At 56.8% G+C, this 17,368-nt stretch carries 16 protein-coding genes and 1 CRISPR repeat array (1 of these 17 running past the window's edge); of the genes, 12 read left to right on the top strand and 4 right to left on the bottom strand.

What is annotated here, in order from left to right; genetic code table 11:
• Positions 1 to 7: 7 nt before the first annotated feature.
• Complete coding sequence (locus ACT3R4_RS03315; RefSeq protein ID WP_441677396.1) at positions 8 to 934, bottom strand: 1,4-dihydroxy-2-naphthoate polyprenyltransferase; 927 nt, start codon at positions 932 to 934, stop codon at positions 8 to 10.
• A 152-nt stretch (positions 935 to 1,086) separates the two neighbouring features.
• On the opposite strand from ACT3R4_RS03315, the gene ACT3R4_RS03310 reads away from it, so the two are divergent.
• From ACT3R4_RS03310 to menH, 4 genes are read left to right on the top strand one after another with little or no spacing between them, the layout of a single operon-like run.
• Positions 1,087 to 1,587, top strand: a complete 501-nt coding sequence (locus tag ACT3R4_RS03310) for a DoxX family membrane protein (protein WP_441677398.1) — start codon at positions 1,087 to 1,089, stop codon at positions 1,585 to 1,587.
• Between the two features lie 16 nt (positions 1,588 to 1,603).
• Entirely contained in the window at positions 1,604 to 2,998 is a 1,395-nt protein-coding gene (locus ACT3R4_RS03305; protein WP_441677400.1) for an isochorismate synthase, read from the top strand.
• A 5-nt stretch (positions 2,999 to 3,003) separates the two neighbouring features.
• The gene (gene menD, locus ACT3R4_RS03300; protein WP_441677402.1) at positions 3,004 to 4,746 is read left to right on the top strand and encodes a 2-succinyl-5-enolpyruvyl-6-hydroxy-3-cyclohexene-1-carboxylic-acid synthase; all 1,743 of its coding nucleotides are present in this window, start codon (positions 3,004 to 3,006) and stop codon (positions 4,744 to 4,746) included.
• Entirely contained in the window at positions 4,736 to 5,503 is a 768-nt protein-coding gene (menH, locus tag ACT3R4_RS03295; protein ID WP_441677404.1) for a 2-succinyl-6-hydroxy-2,4-cyclohexadiene-1-carboxylate synthase, read from the top strand. Before menD ends, menH begins: the two co-directional genes overlap by 11 nt.
• Before the next feature lie 19 nt (positions 5,504 to 5,522).
• Here menH and ACT3R4_RS03290 read toward each other — a convergent pair whose 3' ends face one another.
• On the bottom strand, positions 5,523 to 6,992 hold the full coding sequence (locus tag ACT3R4_RS03290) for an anion permease (protein ID WP_193054214.1): 1,470 nt from the start codon (positions 6,990 to 6,992) through the stop codon (positions 5,523 to 5,525).
• A gap of 347 nt (positions 6,993 to 7,339) precedes the next feature.
• Between ACT3R4_RS03290 and frdA the strand changes: the two genes are divergently transcribed.
• The 8 genes from frdA to ACT3R4_RS03250 all read left to right on the top strand — a co-directional run bounded on the left by frdA (position 7,340) and on the right by ACT3R4_RS03250 (position 15,298).
• Positions 7,340 to 9,127, top strand: a complete 1,788-nt coding sequence (gene frdA, locus ACT3R4_RS03285) for a fumarate reductase (quinol) flavoprotein subunit (protein ID WP_441677406.1) — start codon at positions 7,340 to 7,342, stop codon at positions 9,125 to 9,127.
• On the top strand, positions 9,124 to 9,876 hold the full coding sequence (locus ACT3R4_RS03280; RefSeq protein WP_441677408.1) for a succinate dehydrogenase/fumarate reductase iron-sulfur subunit: 753 nt from the start codon (positions 9,124 to 9,126) through the stop codon (positions 9,874 to 9,876). Before frdA ends, ACT3R4_RS03280 begins: the two co-directional genes overlap by 4 nt.
• 10 nt (positions 9,877 to 9,886) lie before the next feature.
• Positions 9,887 to 10,288, top strand: a complete 402-nt coding sequence (locus ACT3R4_RS03275) for a fumarate reductase subunit C (RefSeq protein WP_441677410.1) — start codon at positions 9,887 to 9,889, stop codon at positions 10,286 to 10,288.
• The gene (gene frdD, locus ACT3R4_RS03270; protein ID WP_441677412.1) at positions 10,285 to 10,704 is read left to right on the top strand and encodes a fumarate reductase subunit FrdD; all 420 of its coding nucleotides are present in this window, start codon (positions 10,285 to 10,287) and stop codon (positions 10,702 to 10,704) included. Before ACT3R4_RS03275 ends, frdD begins: the two co-directional genes overlap by 4 nt.
• A 41-nt stretch (positions 10,705 to 10,745) precedes the next feature.
• Positions 10,746 to 11,606, top strand: coding sequence for a 1,4-dihydroxy-2-naphthoyl-CoA synthase (gene menB, locus ACT3R4_RS03265; protein ID WP_441677414.1), 861 nt, complete (start codon positions 10,746 to 10,748; stop codon positions 11,604 to 11,606).
• Positions 11,606 to 12,562 carry an o-succinylbenzoate synthase gene (gene menC, locus ACT3R4_RS03260; RefSeq protein WP_441677416.1) on the top strand — a complete coding sequence of 319 codons (957 nt, stop codon included), beginning with the start codon at positions 11,606 to 11,608 and terminating at the stop codon, positions 12,560 to 12,562. The genes menB and menC overlap by 1 nt, the downstream gene beginning before the upstream one ends.
• An 18-nt stretch (positions 12,563 to 12,580) precedes the next feature.
• Positions 12,581 to 13,984 carry an o-succinylbenzoate--CoA ligase gene (gene menE / locus ACT3R4_RS03255; protein WP_441677418.1) on the top strand — a complete coding sequence of 468 codons (1,404 nt, stop codon included), beginning with the start codon at positions 12,581 to 12,583 and terminating at the stop codon, positions 13,982 to 13,984.
• A 93-nt stretch (positions 13,985 to 14,077) separates the two neighbouring features.
• Positions 14,078 to 15,298 carry an MFS transporter gene (locus ACT3R4_RS03250; protein ID WP_441677420.1) on the top strand — a complete coding sequence of 407 codons (1,221 nt, stop codon included), beginning with the start codon at positions 14,078 to 14,080 and terminating at the stop codon, positions 15,296 to 15,298.
• Positions 15,299 to 15,451: 153 nt separating this feature from the next.
• On the opposite strand, the gene ACT3R4_RS03245 is transcribed toward ACT3R4_RS03250, so the two are convergent.
• Both ACT3R4_RS03245 and ACT3R4_RS03240 read right to left on the bottom strand, forming a co-directional pair.
• Complete coding sequence (locus tag ACT3R4_RS03245; RefSeq protein ID WP_441677422.1) at positions 15,452 to 16,309, bottom strand: PhzF family phenazine biosynthesis protein; 858 nt, start codon at positions 16,307 to 16,309, stop codon at positions 15,452 to 15,454.
• Between the two features lie 13 nt (positions 16,310 to 16,322).
• Complete coding sequence (locus ACT3R4_RS03240) at positions 16,323 to 16,388, bottom strand: hypothetical protein (RefSeq protein WP_444621621.1); 66 nt, start codon at positions 16,386 to 16,388, stop codon at positions 16,323 to 16,325.
• A gap of 347 nt (positions 16,389 to 16,735) precedes the next feature.
• Positions 16,736 to 17,368: direct repeats of the CRISPR family, unit length 29 nt; unit sequence CCGTTCCCCACAGGCGTGGGGATGAATCG (it continues 1,961 nt past the right edge of the window).

Genomic DNA, 17,368 nt, shown 5'->3' with positions numbered 1-17,368 from the left:
GGCCTCTTTAATAGAGCGCTAGGCCGAGTGAGAGCAGTACACTGTAAATCAGCGTCGATAGCGCGGTTTTTTTCAGCATGCCGGTAAGCGTTTCACCGTCGGTAGTGTGGTGTAGCGTTCTGGCAGCGTCTGCTAACGGTTTGGCAACCAGCAGGCAGCTCCAGCTAAGCCAGGGGGCGGGCAGTGCGACCAGATAAATCACGGTGAGCAGTAGCGCCATTGCCAGCAATATCCAGTGGTAGGTAATGGCGTTAGCGCGGCCCAAGCGCACCGCCAAAGTGATCTTGCCGTTGCGCGTGTCACTTTCGATATCGCGCACGTTATTCACGTTCAATACAGCGGTTGCCAGTAACCCGCAAGCGGCCGCGGGCAGTAGTGTAAGCCCGTCCAGTTGTTGTGCATGCAGGTAGTACGTGCCGAGCACCCCTAACAAGCCGAAGAAGATAAAGACCGCAATATCTCCCAGCCCCCGGTAGCCATACGGCGTGCCGCCCAGCCCTACGGTATACGTGACCGCGGCCAGCAGCGCGGCAGCACCCAGAAGAATAAAGATGAGAATGGACGCCCACTGATTGCCAAAAGCCGTCAGCAGTAGCAACAGTCCACACAGGGCGGCAACGACCGCCATCACCACCATTCCACCGCGCATAGCGCGAGGGCTCAGTAACCCTGACGAGACAGCGCGAACCGGGCCTATGCGCTGGTGATCATCCGCCCCCGTCGCCGCATCGCCGTAATCATTGGCCAGGTTTGAAAGCACTTGCAGGGCAATCGCCGTTAGCAGGGCAAGGAGTAGCACGCTCGGATTAAACCCTTGTGCGTGCGCCGCAAGGCCTGAGCCAAGCAGGATAGAGGCACATGCCAAAGGCAGCGTACGAGGCCGGGCCGCTAATAACCAAACCTGGAACGGGCGGTGCTTGTCGGGTTGATCCATTGCTTCGGTGTCCTGGTCGTGATGACGTTAAATGACTAAAAGGGCGTGCGTAGCTATGTATTATTAAGTGCTAAAAAGTAGACCTGCGTCAAAAGAAGCAGCGGTGTCTTATCACAAACTATTGTTAATCCCTCTTAACAGGAGTTAATTTGATGATCGGCGACTTATTTAGACAAAGCAAATATGCAGCGCTTGTTTGGCTAGCCTTCCGGCTTTATCTTGGGATTACCTGGCTCAGTTTGGGAATCGGCAAACTGACGGGCGGTTTTGATGCGCAAGGGTTCCTGAGTAACGCGGTGGCGAACCCTGTAATGCGGGAAGGGAGCATGGTGTATCCCAACTACGTTGCTTTTTTGGAGCATTTTGCGCTGCCCTATGCGGGTATGTTTAATGTGGTGATCCCGCTGGGGGAGATACTCGTGGGGTTGGGTTTGATCGTGGGGGGGCTGACCTCTTTTGCAGGCTTCTTCGCTATTGTGATGAATATGTCGTTTCTAATGGCGGGTACGGTCTCCACCAACCCGTGGATGATTGCGTTAACCTTTTTCTTACTGGTAGCGGGCGCGAACGCTGGCCATTTTGGGGGAGACCGTTGGGTCTTACCCTATATCAAACAGAGGCTGGGCATTACGCGCCGCACCCGATTTATCTGAGACGCGGGGCCACTGATTGTCTGAACACATGCGCTGGGTAACAGGCAGCAGCGTCGCTTACGGGTTGGCGCATATGAACAGCCAGAGCGCTGTCGCTGAGCTTATGGACCGGCTTGATGCATTGTCTGTGCCGTCCATCCAAGGGGTTATACGCCTGAGCGTGCCTTGCCGCGTTGATAGCCTGATGGGATGGTTGGACGCGCAAACGGTTTTTCCGCGCGGCTACTGGAAAGCGCGAGACGCTGGCGCACCGGAGTACGCGACGCTAGGCATGGTGAGCGTCACCGATTCGCTTGAGACACTACAGGCCGACCTTGCCAAACTCGCAACCTTGCCTGGTGAGCAGCCGGACTATTTCGGCGGCATGGCGTTTGATGCTACGTCGCCCGGCTGGGAAAATTTCAAAAATTGCTGTTTTATATTGCCGCGTGTTGAACTTAAGCGCTCACAACAGGGGGCGCTACTGACGCTCAATTTGCGCTTTGACGACCGTTGTGGCGACCTTGAAATAGCCGAAGCACGCGTCTTTTTAGCCAGTCTCCAGCAAGAACAACCGCTGCCCCCTCTGCGTCCGCATGCCTATTTACGTTATGACTCCCCTGCCCAGCAGGCGTGGTCAGCGTGGGTGTCCCAAGTGGCCCACGCTGATCAGCTGTGCCATACGCCCAAAGTGGTGTTATCGCGAGAGACGCGTTTGGTTATCGCGGATGACGCATCGAAAACGCCATCGCCCTGGGCGCTGCTGGGCTGCTGGCAGGCAGAGGCGGCGGCGTGCTTTCAACTGGGCATTCAGTGGGATTCAGAGACCGCCTTTATCGGTTGCCCACCGGAGCGCCTTTATCAGCGAGAAGGTACGCAGCTGGTAACCGAGGCGCTAGCGGGTACCACCCATCGTGGCGCTGATGCACGAAAGGACCAATACCTTGCCGAGGCACTGTTGGTAGATACGAAAAACAGCCTGGAAAACCAGTGCGTTTATGAGGATATTCTTACCCGGCTTGAGCCCTTGTCTCGCGATGTTCAAGCCGGGGAGACCCATGTTCTTAAGCTGCGCTCTGTGCAGCATATCCGCCGCCTTATTCATGCCGAATTGCATCACACGGTGACGGACCAGGCGCTGCTTGCCAGTTTGCCGCCTACTCCAGCGGTAGGCGGTGTTCCTCGTGCATCGGCGCTGGCGTTTATCCGGCAGCACGAACATCACCAGCGGGGTTGGTATGCGGGTGTATTTGGCCGGGTGAGCCTGGCCAGTACGGAGCTTGCGGTGGCGATCCGATGCGCTCATATCGGCGCTAATGAGATTCGCCTTTATGCCGGTGCGGGCATTGTCGCGGGCTCTCAGCCTGATGCAGAGTGGCGTGAGCTGGACAACAAAATTGCCGACATTATGTCGCTGCTCAACATGGGGTAATACCAATGACCGCGAACGCCATGCCGCGCGGCTTTTCGCTTCAGCACGCTACCTTTAACCATGTGTGGGCCGCATTGCTGCTTGAGGAGCTTTACCGCTTGGGCATGCGCGACGTTGTGCTGGCGCCGGGCTCACGCTCGTCGCCGCTCACCATGGCGGCCAGCGAGCATGCCGGGCTTCGCTGCCACTGCCATTTTGACGAGCGTGGCCTGGCCTTTATGGCACTGGGTCTTGCGCGCGGAAGTGGCCGCCCGGTAGCGGTTATCACCACCTCGGGCACGGCGGTTGCCAATCTGTATCCTGCCGTCGTAGAAGCCAAGCTAATGGGTGTGCCGCTGGTAGTGCTCTCAGCCGACCGCCCTATTGAGTTACTGGATAACGGCAGTAACCAGGCCATCGACCAGCGCGACATCTTCGCTCGTCATACCGTGATGCATCACGATCTTCCGCCCCCTGGCCCTGAACTGAGCGCCGCGTTTCTACTCAGCACCGTTGATCAAACTATTGATCAACAGCAGCGTACGCCAGGCCCTGTGCATTTTAACTGCCGCTACCGTGAGCCTCTTTACCCTGGCGACCAGAGAGAGGATGCCACGGATTATCTGGCGCCTCTCGGAAGCTGGCTGACCTCTTCAGTGCCGTGGAGCCAGTGGGTATCCAGTACGCAAGCGCCCGCGTTTTCTACCGAGTGGGCGGATTTTTCGTGTCAGCGAGGCGTTATCGTGGCGGGATGTATAGATGACCCGCACCAGGCGCAGCAGGTGGTGACGTTATCCCGTCGATTAGGCTGGCCTCTGTTGGCGGATCTACAAAGCCAGGTACGTTTTGACCGCCAAAACGTGATCCATTTTGACCTGGCGCTGCACGATCCTCATTTTGTCGAGGAGTTGGAGCGGGCCGATGTGTTGCTGCAATTTGGCGGGCGTCTTATCTCCAAGCGCCTGACGCAGTTTATTGCTCGTCATTCCTGGCAGGATGTTTGGCTGGTGGACTCGCGCCCCCAGCGGCTCGACCCTGATTACAGCGTTAAGCGCCGCTTCATTTGCCCGCCCGAGGCAGTGGTGGCCGCGCTTGAACGTGAGACCGAGCGCACCCCTTGGCACCGGCTTAACCAGTGCCAACAGCGCATCAGCGATATCGTGAATCAACGCTGTAATACCTTTTCAGAGCTGGGCATTTGTCATCGGTTGTTGCAGCAGGCAAACGGGCAGCTGTTTGTGGGTAACAGTATGCCCGCAAGGCTGATGAACATGCTGGGCGCGTACCGCACAGCACCTTTGCGGGTGTTCACCAACCGCGGAGCTTCCGGTATCGATGGGCTGATCGCCACGGCCTACGGCGCCAGCGCTACCAGCGACCAGCCCACCACGCTGATTGTGGGCGATATCAGCGCGCTGCATGACCTTAATAGCCTGGCGCTGCTGAAGCAGGCCGTTCAGCCGCTGGTGGTGATCATCCTCAATAATGATGGCGGCAGCATCTTTCATATGCTGCCAGTGCCCAAGGAAGGTGCGCTACTTGAGCGTTATTTCCGTCAGCCACACGGTTTGAGTTTTGAGTACGCGGCGCAAATGTTTGGGCTTGCCTACGCCGCACCTGGCTCGCTGGAGAGCTTCGATGCGGCCTATGCCCGAGCCCTGGAAAGGGGCGTTACACTGATTGAGCTTAACGTGCCACATCAGCAGGTTGCAGACGATCTTGTGGCACTGGCGGCAACGCTAGGTAGGCGCGATAACCATGAAGGCTGAATATGAAGCGCACGCCCAGCCACGCCCAACGCTGGTTATGCTGCACGGCTTGTTAGGTGATCGCCACGATTGGGCGGAGGTCATCGCCGCGTTGAAAGATGTGCCGTGCCTGGCGTTGGATTTACCGGGCCACGGCCAAAATCACCAGGTGGCGGTCGACTCTTTCTCCGCTTTTCACCACTGGCTAACCGGTACGTTGGCCGCGCAGGATATTCACCGCTACTGCTTGCTGGGCTACTCGCTGGGAGGCCGTTTGGCGCTTGATCACGCCCGCCGCCAACCTGCGGGGCTTGAGGCGCTTTGGCTGGAGAGCGCTCATCCAGGCTTGCCCGAAAGCGAGCGCGATGAGCGTATGGCTCATGATGCACGCTGGGCACAACGCTTTGCGCAGGAACCTCTTGAACGCGTGCTTACCGACTGGTATCGGCAGCCCGTCTTTGCTGACCTTACACATGCGCAGCGAGCGCGGCAGATTGAACGGCGGTTGGCCAATCATGGCCCGTCCGTGGCGACAATGCTGCGAAGCACGTCGCTCGGCAGGCAGTCCTCTCAGTGGCCGTGGCTGGCTGAAACGTCACTTCCCATTGGTTACTTTTCAGGTCGGCAGGATACTAAATTTCACACACTTGCCGCCCGCTTGGCTAACATAGCCCCTCGCGTGCACCCTATCGCGCTGGAAGGCGGGCACAACCTGCATACAGAGCAAGCAAAAAGCATCGCCGAACCGATTAGCCGATGGTATCAACGCCTCGGCTAAACGGCTCGCTCACCTGGAGTCAGTTAATCAACAGCAGCCACGGCAAACCGATAGCCAGCCAGGCCACTAAGAACAGCAGACCAAAAATAGCCCCAAGCCGCCAATAAAGGGCGCTTGGCAGATAGCCGCTGCCATAGTAAACCGGGCTTGGGCCGGTGCCGTAGGGGGTGATAATGCCCATAAAGCCCAGCGTGGGGAGCAGCAGGAGGATAAACATCTGCATATCCAGCCCTGCAATACCGGAAGCCGCCGCCAGCATCACCGGCAACAGGGCGGTAACGTGGGCCGTGACGCTGGCAAACAGGTAGTGCAGGAGATAGAAGATCACCGTGAGCGCCACCATCGCCATGACGGGATTAAAGTGGCTGATTTGTTCACCCACCACGCCACCAAACCAGTTGACGAATCCGACCTGGCTTAGCCCGCCTGCCAGCGCCACCAGCGTTGCAAACCACACAAAGGTATTCCAGGCGGCTCGATTGTCGAGGATATCGTTCCAGCTCACGATGCCGGTCAGCAACATGCAGCAAATCACCACCAGGCCTACCAGGGAGGCGGACACAACATCGCCCGCAAAAATCCACAGCAGTAGCGCAGAGACGACCATGATGACCAGCAGTATCTCGTTGCGAGTAAGCGCCCCCAGTTTGTTCAGCTCATCCCGCGCCCAGTTGGACACTTCTTCACCGGCTTTCACTTCTGGCGCGCAGAGCCAGTAACAGAGCAGAGGGACCAGCAACAGCAGCAGAATGCCAGCGGGCGCTACGGCGATAAACCACTGCCCCCAGTTAATATGAATACCGGTAGCGCTTTCTGTCAGAGCAATGGCCAACAGGTTGGGGGCAAGCGCGGTTAGAAACAGCGAGCTGGTCACACAGGTAGAGGTGATCGCTGTCCACATCAGAAAACTGCCCATGCGCTTCATGCTGGGGTCATTGGGCTGGGAGTCGTAAAGCGGCGGCAGATTGCGAATGACCGGATAAATGGTGCCCCCGCTACGCGCCGTGTTGGAAGGTGTAAAAGGCGCTAGCACCGCATCGGCGATCATTACCGCGTAGCCCAACGTTAATGTGCGCTTGCCCATGGCCTTGACCAGCCAAAGTGATATGCGCCTACCTAGCCCGGTTTTTTCATACCCCAGCGCGAACATAAACGCGCCAAAAATCAGCCATACTGTCGAGTTGGTGAAGCCCGAAACTGCCCATGAAAAGGCCTGGTTGGCAGCATTAAAGCCTTCGGTCGCTAGCTGTTCGGGTGAAAACAGCACCCAGCGGGAGAGCAGCGCCACCAGGGTCACGCCGATTAACCCAATGACCGCGCCTGGCAAGGGTTCAAAAATCAGCCCCACCACACAGCCCAAAAAAATAGCGAAGAAGTACCAGGCGTGAGGGGCAACTCCCTCAGGCGTGGGTATCAACGCAACGATAATGGCCACTACAAGCGGCGCCAACAACTTCCAGTCAAATGCCGATTGCACACTACTGTTCATATCAAGCTGCCCCTCTTTTGGGCTGCGAAAGCAGCCGAATCTCTTCACTGCTATCGTGGTTGATTTTCATCTGCTTGCGGTTACATACGTTGCAGAGAATGGCGATAGCGACTAATAGTTAAAAATTGTAGTTGGAATTCTTTATTAAAATTAATAAATGAGAAATTAAACGTAACTACTCTTGTTAAAGCATCGCCTGTCTTAAAGGTGTATTTCTTGATATGCGTCAATAGAGCTTGGCATGCGGGGATAGCACGTACCTGGAGTGTGATAAGTTCAACCAAAAGACACCGCATCGAAGCGTGTCGCCACTACCGCCTTTGGCCTGGCTACAGAAAGGGAGCATCATGCAGCATCGAGATTTCGATATCGTGATTGTGGGTGGAGGCGGCGCAGGCTTGCGTGCCGCTATCGCCGCGGCAGAAAGCGCTAAGGCACAGGGCATTTCTCAAAGCATCGCTCTGATTTCCAAGGTCTATCCTATGCGCTCCCATACCGTTGCCGCTGAGGGCGGTGCGGCGGCAGTAACCAGCGAGGAGGATACGTATCAGGCGCATTTTGACGACACTGTGTCGGGTGGCGACTGGCTGGTTGAGCAAGGCGTGGTGGATTATTTTGTGCATCATGCCTACCAAGAGTTGGTGCAGATGGAGCGCTGGGGCTGCCCCTGGAGCCGCAAGGAGGATGGTAATGTGCAGGTACGCCGCTTTGGCGGCATGAAAACCGCACGTACCTGGTTTGCCGCCGATAAAACCGGCTTTCACATGCTGCATACCCTGTTTCAAACCTCGCTCAGATATTCCCAAATTGAGCGCTTCGATGAGTATTTTGTCCTTGATCTTGCCGTGCACGAAGGGGCCGTTATTGGCGTCATTGCCCTTCAAGTGGCCACCGGCGAGCTTATTCTGCTGCGCGCCAAAGCCGTGATATTGGCAACAGGAGGTGCCGGGCGCCTGTTTCGCTTTAATACCAACGCAGGGATCGTGACTGGCGACGGGATGGCGATGGCCTATCGCCACGGTGTGGCGCTTAGGGACATGGAGTTTGTTCAGTATCACCCCACGGGCCTTCCCGGCTCCGGCATTTTAATTACCGAAGCGTGTCGTGGCGAAGGGGGTATTTTGCTCAACAAGGATGGCTACCGCTACCTTCAGGATTACGGGCTGGGCCCGGAAACCCCACTGGGCAAGCCGGAAAACAAGTACATGGAGCTGGGCCCTCGCGATAAGCTCTCACAGGCCTTTTGGCAGGAGCAGCAGGCGGGCCGCACTGGCACCTTTGGCGATAGCGATGTGGTCTATCTTGACCTGCGCCACTTGGGCGAAGCCTACCTTCTTGAGCGCCTGCCCTTTATCTGCGAGCTGGCTAAATCCTACATTAACGTTGACCCGGTCAAAGAGCCGATCCCTATCCGCCCGGCGGTGCACTACACCATGGGCGGTATTGAAACCAATCCCTACTGTGAAACGTCGGTTGCCGGGCTTTATGCGGCGGGTGAATGTGCCTCTGTTGGGCTGCATGGTGCTAATCGCTTAGGCTCCAACTCGCTCACTGAGCTGCTGGTGTTTGGCCGTTTAGCAGGGGAGCAGGCAAGCCAGCGCGCGGCGCAAACCGAGTGGGCAGACACGCACCTTCTGGAAACCCAAGCTGCCCATCAGCAGGCAAAACTAGCGCATCTTTGTGATGGTGAGGGCAGCGGCGAGACGTGGGTGACGCTTAAGCATGCCATGGTGCAGGCCATGGAGAGTGGCTGCGGTATTTATCGTACCGAAGAGGGTATGCGGCAGTCGTTGGGGACGATTCGTGAACTGCGGGCGCGCTATCAGAAGATTCGTGTCAACGACACCAGCAAAATATTCAACACAGAGTTGCTTGAGTGCATTGAGCTTGGCTACGGGCTGGATATTGCCGAGGCATCTTGCCTTGGTGCACTGGAGCGGCGTGAGTCCCGTGGCGCTCACCAGCGCTTGGATGACGGTATGCAAACGCGCGATGACATTAACTACCTCAAGCACAGCCAGGTGTTTTATCAAGGCGATGCACACGCTCGGTTGGCATGGCAGGAAGTAGACGTGCGTTTTTCCGCGCCCGCAGAACGTACCTATGGGGATGCGTCCAAGGGAGGCAAGGCATGAGTACTCAGCAGGTATCCACCCGGCGCATCAGCGTCAAACGCTATTTACCCGACAACTCTACCGAGCCCTATTGGCAGGAGTATGAGCTGCCAGTCGACGACAGCACCTCATTGTTGGATGCGTTGAATCACATCAAAGAGCAGCTCGACAGCACTCTGAGCTACCGTTGGTCGTGTCGCATGGCGATCTGTGGCTCCTGTGGCGTTATGGTGAATGGCGTCCCCAAGCTTGGCTGTAAGACCTTCCTGCGCGACTTCGACGATGAGATCCGCATTGAACCATTGGCGCACTTTCCCGTGCAGCGCGACCTGGTGGTTGATATGGAGATATTCCTCGATCACCTGGCCGCCGTTAAGCCCTATCTGATAGACGACAACCCGGTAAAGCCTTTTGACCCGAAGGCGCCAGAAACCTATCGCCAGTCGCCCCGGCAGCTTGCCCGTTACAAGCAGTTCGCTAACTGTATCAACTGTGGGCTTTGTTACTCCGCTTGCCCGCAGTTTGGGCTTAATCCTGAGTTTATTGGCCCAGGAGCCATTGCGCTGGGGCATCGCTATAACCTGGATAGCCGTGACCACGGTAGCACGCAGCGAATGGACGAATTGAACCGTCATGAAGGCGTATGGAGCTGCACCTTTGTGGGCTTTTGCTCAAAGGTGTGTCCCAAACACGTTGACCCAGCGGCGGCTATCAATCAGAGCAAAGTGGCGTCCGCTAAGCACACGCTAATTGCGCTGTTTAAGGGCTAGGAGAAAGGGTATGGATAAGTCGACATCGCAACGCTTTGTGCCGTTAAAACGTAACTGGTGGCTGAAACTCCGCTTTTTTAAACTCTATATGCTGCGTGAAGCGACGGTGTTACCGCTGGTTTTTTTCCTACTCTGCCTACTGGCGGGCATGGTCGCGCTGCTCCAGGGCCCAGATAGCTGGCAACGATGGATCGCCTTTATGGGATCTCCCATCGTTTTGCTGCTCAACCTTTTGGCGCTAGCCGCCAGCCTGTTTCACGCGGTGACCTTTTTTGTGCTGTTTCCTCGCGTTATGCCGCTGCGCATCGGTAACTACCAACTACCGGATAAGGCGATTGTGGCGGGACAGTGGGCGGGCGTTCTGGCCGTACTGCTGTTGTTCATCTGGCTGTTTGGGAGGGCGTCTGTATGACTAAACCAACCATGAATGCGTCAGGCGCGGGCAGTCAGCGCACGAATCAGCTTCCCCACCACCAGGCCTACGATGAGTCGCTATGGTGGGGACTATTCAGTGCAGGCGGCGTCTGTTTTGCCGTGTTACTGCCCTCTGCCATCCTGTTTTTTGCCGTGCTGCTTCCCTTGGGCTGGCTACCTGCCGACGCGCTCAGCCATGAGCGGGCATCGCGACTGCTATTCAGCGTGCCAGGCTTTCTGTTTGTTGGCGCGGCGGTCTGTTTGCCGCTTTTTCATGCCGCCCATCGCCTGCGCCACGGAATGTTTGACCTTATTTTGGGCCGCGACACCACCAATAAAAAGCTGATGTATGGCGCTGCGGCGCTGTTAAGCCTTCTGGCACTAGGGCTGGCCGTGGCAGGTATGTTGCGCTAAGCCCGAAAGACGCCAATACCTAATGAATCAGGGAACTTTGAATGATCCACGGACTTACAGAAGCGGAACTCTATCAACCGGTTGAGTGGCAGGACCACTCCGGCGACTACCAGGATATTCGGTATCATGTCTCTAAAGAGGGCATTGCACGCATTACCATCAACCGCCCAGAGGTGCGTAACGCCTTTCGCCCCTTGACGGTTAGCGAAATGATTCAGGCGCTTGGTCGCGCACGTCACGATAGTCGCGTCGGCGCGATTTTGCTCACCGGCGCAGGCGATAAAGCGTTCTGCTCCGGCGGTGATCAGCGCATTCGCGGTGACTATGGCGGCTACCAGGATGAGCAGGGTGCTCATCACCTGAACGTGCTGGATTTTCAGCGTGATATTCGTACCTGCCCCAAGCCGGTTGTCGCCATGGTGGCAGGCTACGCGATTGGTGGTGGGCATGTGTTGCATCTTATGTGTGACCTGACCATTGCGGCGGATAACGCGGTTTTTGGCCAGACCGGACCCAAAGTAGGCTCTTTCGACGGCGGCTACGGTGCCTCGTATATGGCGCGCATTGTGGGTCAGAAAAAAGCCCGCGAAATCTGGTTTTTGTGCCGCCAGTACAGCGCTGCGCAAGCGCTGGAGATGGGCCTGGTCAACCACGTGGTGCCGCTGGATGAGCTTGAAAAAGAGAGCGTGCGCTGGTGCCGGGAGATGCTGCAGCACAGCCCAATGGCGCTACGCTGTTTGAAAGCGGCACTGAATGCCGACTGCGATGGCCAGGCCGGGCTGCAGGAACTAGCGGGTAACGCCACTATGCTCTATTACATGACCGATGAAGGCCAGGAGGGGCGTAACGCGTTTAATGAGAAGCGGCCCCCGGATTTCTCACGTTATCCGCGTAACCCTTAATGCCATTAGCGCTTTACCGCTACGCGCTGCCACTTCGCCAGCCGCTGCTGTTTAACGGCCAGCGGATCACGCAGCGAGAAGGGCTGCTGGTGTCGATTAACGGGCAGTGGGGTGACATTGCGCCACTGCCTGGTTTTTCAGCAGAAACCTTAACCGATGCCGAGACCGAAAGCAGGGCCTGCCTAACCGCCTTGAAGCGCGGTGAAGAAGCAGTGCCCACGCTCCCCTCGGTACAGTTCGGGTTCGACTGTGCACAGCACGTTTGGCCCCCACATTGTCCCGCCGCGTTAGCGCCTTACCCACTATTACAAGGCGAGCCCGTATCGCTGATCGCGATGCTGGATAGCGCGTTAGACAACATACGCAAGGGCGGGCAGCCGCCACCTTCGCGCCTCAAACTCAAGGTAGCGCGTTACGCAATGAGCGACGAGCTAGCGCTGATCGCCAATCTGGCTGAAAAGCTGCCCGCTACCCAACTGATTCTGGATGCCAACGGCGGCTGGACAAGGGAAGAGGCCACGCGGTTTTGTCGACAGCTACCGCGTGAACAGATCGACTACCTGGAAGAGCCCTGCTCCACGTTTGCTGACACCATTGCCGTGGCCGATGCAGCGGGTGTGAAGATTGCGCTGGATGAAACGTTGTCACGTAACGCGCCCTGGTATTCCCATCCTCATATTGCCGCCCTGGTGATTAAGCCTACATTGATAGGCGCATTAAGCGCTTGCGAGGCACTTGTACAGCGGGCGCGGACAGATAATCTGCGGGTGGTTATTTCCTCAAGTTTCGAGTCTGACCTTGGCTTGGGTTTGCTGGCTCGGCTGGCCTGCCAATGGGCGCCCGAAGAACCACCGGGGCTGGATACCGGAAACTGGCTGGCTGAACGGGTAACCACCACGGCAGGTGATGTCGTTGCCGGGCGCTTGACGTGCCTCTATCAAGATATGCAGGAATAACCAGGAGCGTGCCGCGTGATGCAACCTTGCCCCATTAACTATTGGGCCACTGAAACTCCGCAGCATATTGCGCTACACAGTGGCTCAGTGACGCTTACCTATCGAATGCTCGATAGGCGTATCGCCGCGTTGGCGCGACAGCTGGCGCAAAAGGGGGTTCAGCCTGGGGACAAATTAATGGCCCCGGCCAAAGGCGCATTGGCCTCGTTATTATTGGCCTGGGCTTGTCTGCGTGTCGGGGTGGTTTTCTGCCCGCTTAACCCGGCCTTTCCAGGCACCCATCAGCACGCGCTTGCCCAGCGCCTGCAGGCCAGCCGCATTTGTTATACGGAAGGCGAGCAGGGTGACGCGCAGGTAACGTCATCGGCTCCAGCGCCGATTACCCTCGATTTTTCCGAAGAGTTAATGACCGAACAAGCGGTGCAGCTGAATGCCGATCAGCGCTGTAACACGATTTTTACCTCGGGTTCCAGCGGCATGCCTAAGGCGGTACTGCACCGGCTGGGGAATCATTTGGCCTCGGCCAGAGGCTCGGCGACCTTAATTCCGGTTGATCAACAAAGCGGCTGGCTGTTGTCGCTACCGCTGTTTCATATTGGCGGCTACGCGATTCCCTTTCGCGTATTTCTCGCAGGTGGCCGGGTCATTCTGGATGATGGTGATGCGCCGCTGGCTGCACGCCTGGAACAACAGCCTATTACGCACCTTTCACTGGTACCCACTCAGCTCTGGCGCTTATTACAAGCGGGCTTTGACCCCGCCAGGACACAGCTGCGCGAACTGCTGTTGGGCGGCGCGGCAATCCCCGCACCGCTGGTGGCACACATGACCTCGCTGGGGCTGGCGCCAAAAGTTAGTTATGGGCTATCTGAAATGGCAAGCCAGGTCTGTACCGGTGCTCCCTCGGCACCAGGTGTTGTCGGCAAGCCACTTCCGGGGCGCGATGTTCGGATCATCAACAATGAAATACAGGTGCGGGGCGATACCCTGTTTAGCGGCTATTTAAATAACGGTGCGCTGGACCCAACCCTAAATGATGAGGGTTGGTTTGCCACTCGGGACAAGGGGTATTTCAATTCTGCGGGGGAACTGGTGGTTGAAGGGCGGCTGGATAACGGCTTTATCTCCGGCGGTGAGAACATTCAGCCGGAAAGCATCGAACAGCGGTTGGTGGATCACCCTAGCGTCGCCCAAGCGCTGGTGGTTGCTGTGCCACACCCCGAGTGGGGTGAGCGCCCCGTTGCCTTTATTGATTGGCAGGCGCAAAGCGGCGAAGATCAGGCCCTGGCCCGTTGGGTGCGCGAGGCGCTGCCGGGCTTTATGGTGCCCGATGCATGGTTGGCGTGGCCCTCGGTGAAAGGGCTAAAGCCCTCACGCACGCACTTTGCCAAACTGGCCCAAGAGCAGTTGGCGGTGATATAAAACGCATCCATTAACGTTCGTTGGCTATGTGAGTTTCCATTCTCGACTCGCCTTCTGAGAAGGTGGATCTCTTTATTTTTGATAAGGACATTTATGAGCTCTTCTCAAGCGTCGGATACGCGGCGCGCAGGCGTATTTTTAGGGGCGGCGCTTGCTTTCATGATCACCATGGTGGGCACCACGCTGCCCACGCCGCTTTATCCGATCTATCAGCATGAATTTGGTTTTTCGGATCTGATGATTACCGTCATCTTTGCGGCGTATGCGGTGGGGGTCATTTCAGCGTTATTGATTACCGGGCAATGGTCTGATCAGCTAGGGCGTAAGCCGCTGCTGCTTGCCGGGCTTTTCCTGTCAGCGGTAAGCGATATCGTATTTTGGCAAGCCGATGGGTTAGGCATGTTGCTTACCGGCCGCGTACTTTCGGGGCTTTCGGCGGGTATCTTTACGGGTACTGCCACCGTGGCTGTCATGGAGCTGGCACCACGTTCCTGGGGGCGCTCCAGCACGTTGGTTGCTACCGCCGCCAATATGGTCGGGTTAGGTGTCGGGCCGGTACTTGCGGGGGCGCTGGCCGTGCTGTTTGCGGCACCGTTGGTGCTGCCGTTTGCTATTCACTTCGCGTTAGCGTTGGTAGCGGTGGTGTGTATCTGGCGAGCGCCTGAAACGGTTACGCGCCCAGCGAATATCAAGCTTCGCGTTCAAACACCTAAAATCCCTTCTGAGGTGCGCAGCGTTTTTATACCCGCGGCTATCGCAGCGTTTGCTGGTTTTATGGTGTTCGGTTTTTATACCGCAGCAACCCCCGCCTTCCTGGGCCAGCAAATGGGCTACACCAATCATGCACTGATAGGGTGTGTGGCAGGGCTGCCGTTTATCGCCTCGACTGTTGGGCAAATGGGTCAGGGGCGGCTGCCTGAGCCTGGAAGATTGCCGATTGGGTGTGCTGTGCTGCTTGTCGGTGTGCTCATCATTGCGTGGGGGATTGCTTACGAGCAACTGCTGGGTTTCATACTGGGCGCCATTGTTGCGGGCATTGGTCAGGGCATTACCTTCCGGGCGGGCATGGGCGCGATATCGGCGGCCAGCTCCCCTCAGCACAAAGCGGCAACGGTATCGTCTTTTTTCGTTGTTGCCTATGTGGCGATCTCGCTGCCCGTCGTCGGTATCGGCCTACTGGGGATAGTAGCCGGCCAACAAATCACCGCGCTAACGTTTGATCTCATCGTAGCGCTGCTGTGCTGCGTGGCGTTGGTGCTGCTATTGAAGCCACACCGTCTTGGCCGTGGAGCTACTCGCGACGCTGGCCGATGAGCGGTACCGACGTATCAAACTTATGCCGCTTGCGCTGTGCTTTTTGGGTCTCTGCCATAGCGTTATAGAGGATACGCTGCTGATCTTAATGCTGGGTAGGATAACGATGCTTGGATCAATCAGTGAACGATTAGTTGGCTTTCAAGCCGCTTGTTAATCTCTCAAGTAAAGCTCCCCCTTGCCCACCAGTACAGCACTGCCGCCTACCTGAACCAGGCCGTTATACCGGGTGGTTTCAATAACGCTGGCGCGGCCCATTTCAACGCCTTGATAGAGTGTCCAGTGCGTCGTTTCGTTAAGGGTTGCCAAATACCCGGTTAATGCCGCTGCGGCACTGCCGGTTGCGGGGTCTTCGCAAAGGCCATGTTCTCTGGAGAACATGCGGCTTCGAAGCGTAGCTTTTGAGCGATCAGCCGTTTCTGTTGCGTAAAGATATATTTGCTCCGCCCCGCTCGGGGCAACGGTCTCTGCCCATATGGTTGCTGAAATGTGTATGTTTTTTAGGGCTGCGGGGGCGCTCAGCTCGATCAGATGAAACGCCAGCCCGCAGGATGATATAACCGGCGTGCCGATAACCTGATGGGGTTGCAAGCCGAGCAGTGCCGCCGCCGATTGCTGGTCCAGTGTACTTGGCGTCATGCTGGCGGGCCTTGCGGCCGTAAACACGGCTTTCTCACCTGAGTAGCGAATGGGTAACTCGCCTACAGGCGGGTGAAGCACCAGCGTTTGCGTGCGGTTTACCAAGCCAAGCTCGGCTAGAAGCTGCGCGGTGCCGACGGTTGGGTGGCCGGCAAACGGTAGTTCCTGGGTGGGCGTAAAGATCCGCATCGGGTAGTGGTTTGGCTCAATAGGCGCACTTAAGAACACCGTTTCGGCAAGATTAAGCTCATTGGCGATTGCCTGCATGGTGGCTGTTGTCAGCCCGTCGGTGTTTAAAAAGACGGCTAGCTGATTGCCCGAAAAAGGCTGATCGGTAAATACGTCCAGCAGATAATATTCAGCGGTTTTCATATCGTTCTCCTTCTCATAATGTGTGCTTCCAAAAGGATTTACGACCCTCCTTTTGTGCCTGGGCACGGGTGATACCAATATCTCTTAGCAGCCGGTCAGCAACTGGCGGCGGCGGCTACGTTCGCGGTGGGCGCATATTTGAGAACGTAGCTGAGCCAATGAATCATCCAATACGCACTACTAACGAGCGCCCTTCACGAGTAACCCGCCGTTGGCGAATGTATATGCCATAAGAGAGGTCGCTCTTCATAAAAACGATGCATACTTATACCTTTGACCGAGGCTTGGTGCGATTTTTATAGATTTCTGCAACGTTCTGATTTTACTGTTCTTTAAGAATATCTTTCTGATCAAAAATTGACCTAAATCGCTGGTGGATTTTCTACTGCCTATTTTTATCTTGCAGAACAGTCATCTACAATTAGACCGTTCCCCACAGGCGTGGGGATGAATCGAGTGACCGCTTATGAAAGTGGTCGGATTCTGGCCGTTCCCCACAGGCGTGGGGATGAATCGAGCTACCAGCTCGTAAATAAGTGGAAGCAGGGCCGTTCCCCACAGGCGTGGGGATGAATCGTTTTTGCCGAAGGTGGCCTGCACCATGTCACTCCGTTCCCCACAGGCGTGGGGATGAATCGTGTAAAAGCTCGCCCTTGCCTTGGTGATCATCCCGTTCCCCACAGGCGTGGGGATGAATCGCTCATGCAGCGACACGGGGTCGACGCTGTTGCCCGTTCCCCACAGGCGTGGGGATGAATCGTCCGTCGAAATAGAATACTCCGCCGTATTCAACCGTTCCCCACAGGCGTGGGGATGAATCGCATTAATGAAGGGGTGCTTTTAATCTCTAAACCCGTTCCCCACAGGCGTGGGGATGAATCGCCTGGGGCAAGTACAACGACAAGCTGCGCGAACCGTTCCCCACAGGCGTGGGGATGAATCGCGCATGACCGGTGTGCTTTGGTTGTCACCGCGCCGTTCCCCACAGGCGTGGGGATGAATCGCACGGCACAAAGCGCTGGCGGTGGCCGTCGTTCCGTTCCCCACAGGCGTGGGGAT

It is taken from the genome of Halomonas sp. AOP7-E1-9, assembly GCF_052376035.1.
Classification (GTDB): domain Bacteria; phylum Pseudomonadota; class Gammaproteobacteria; order Pseudomonadales; family Halomonadaceae; genus Vreelandella; species Vreelandella citrativorans.
The sequence above is the reverse complement of the archived record's forward strand: the minus strand, read 5'-3'. Positions and strand labels throughout refer to the sequence as shown.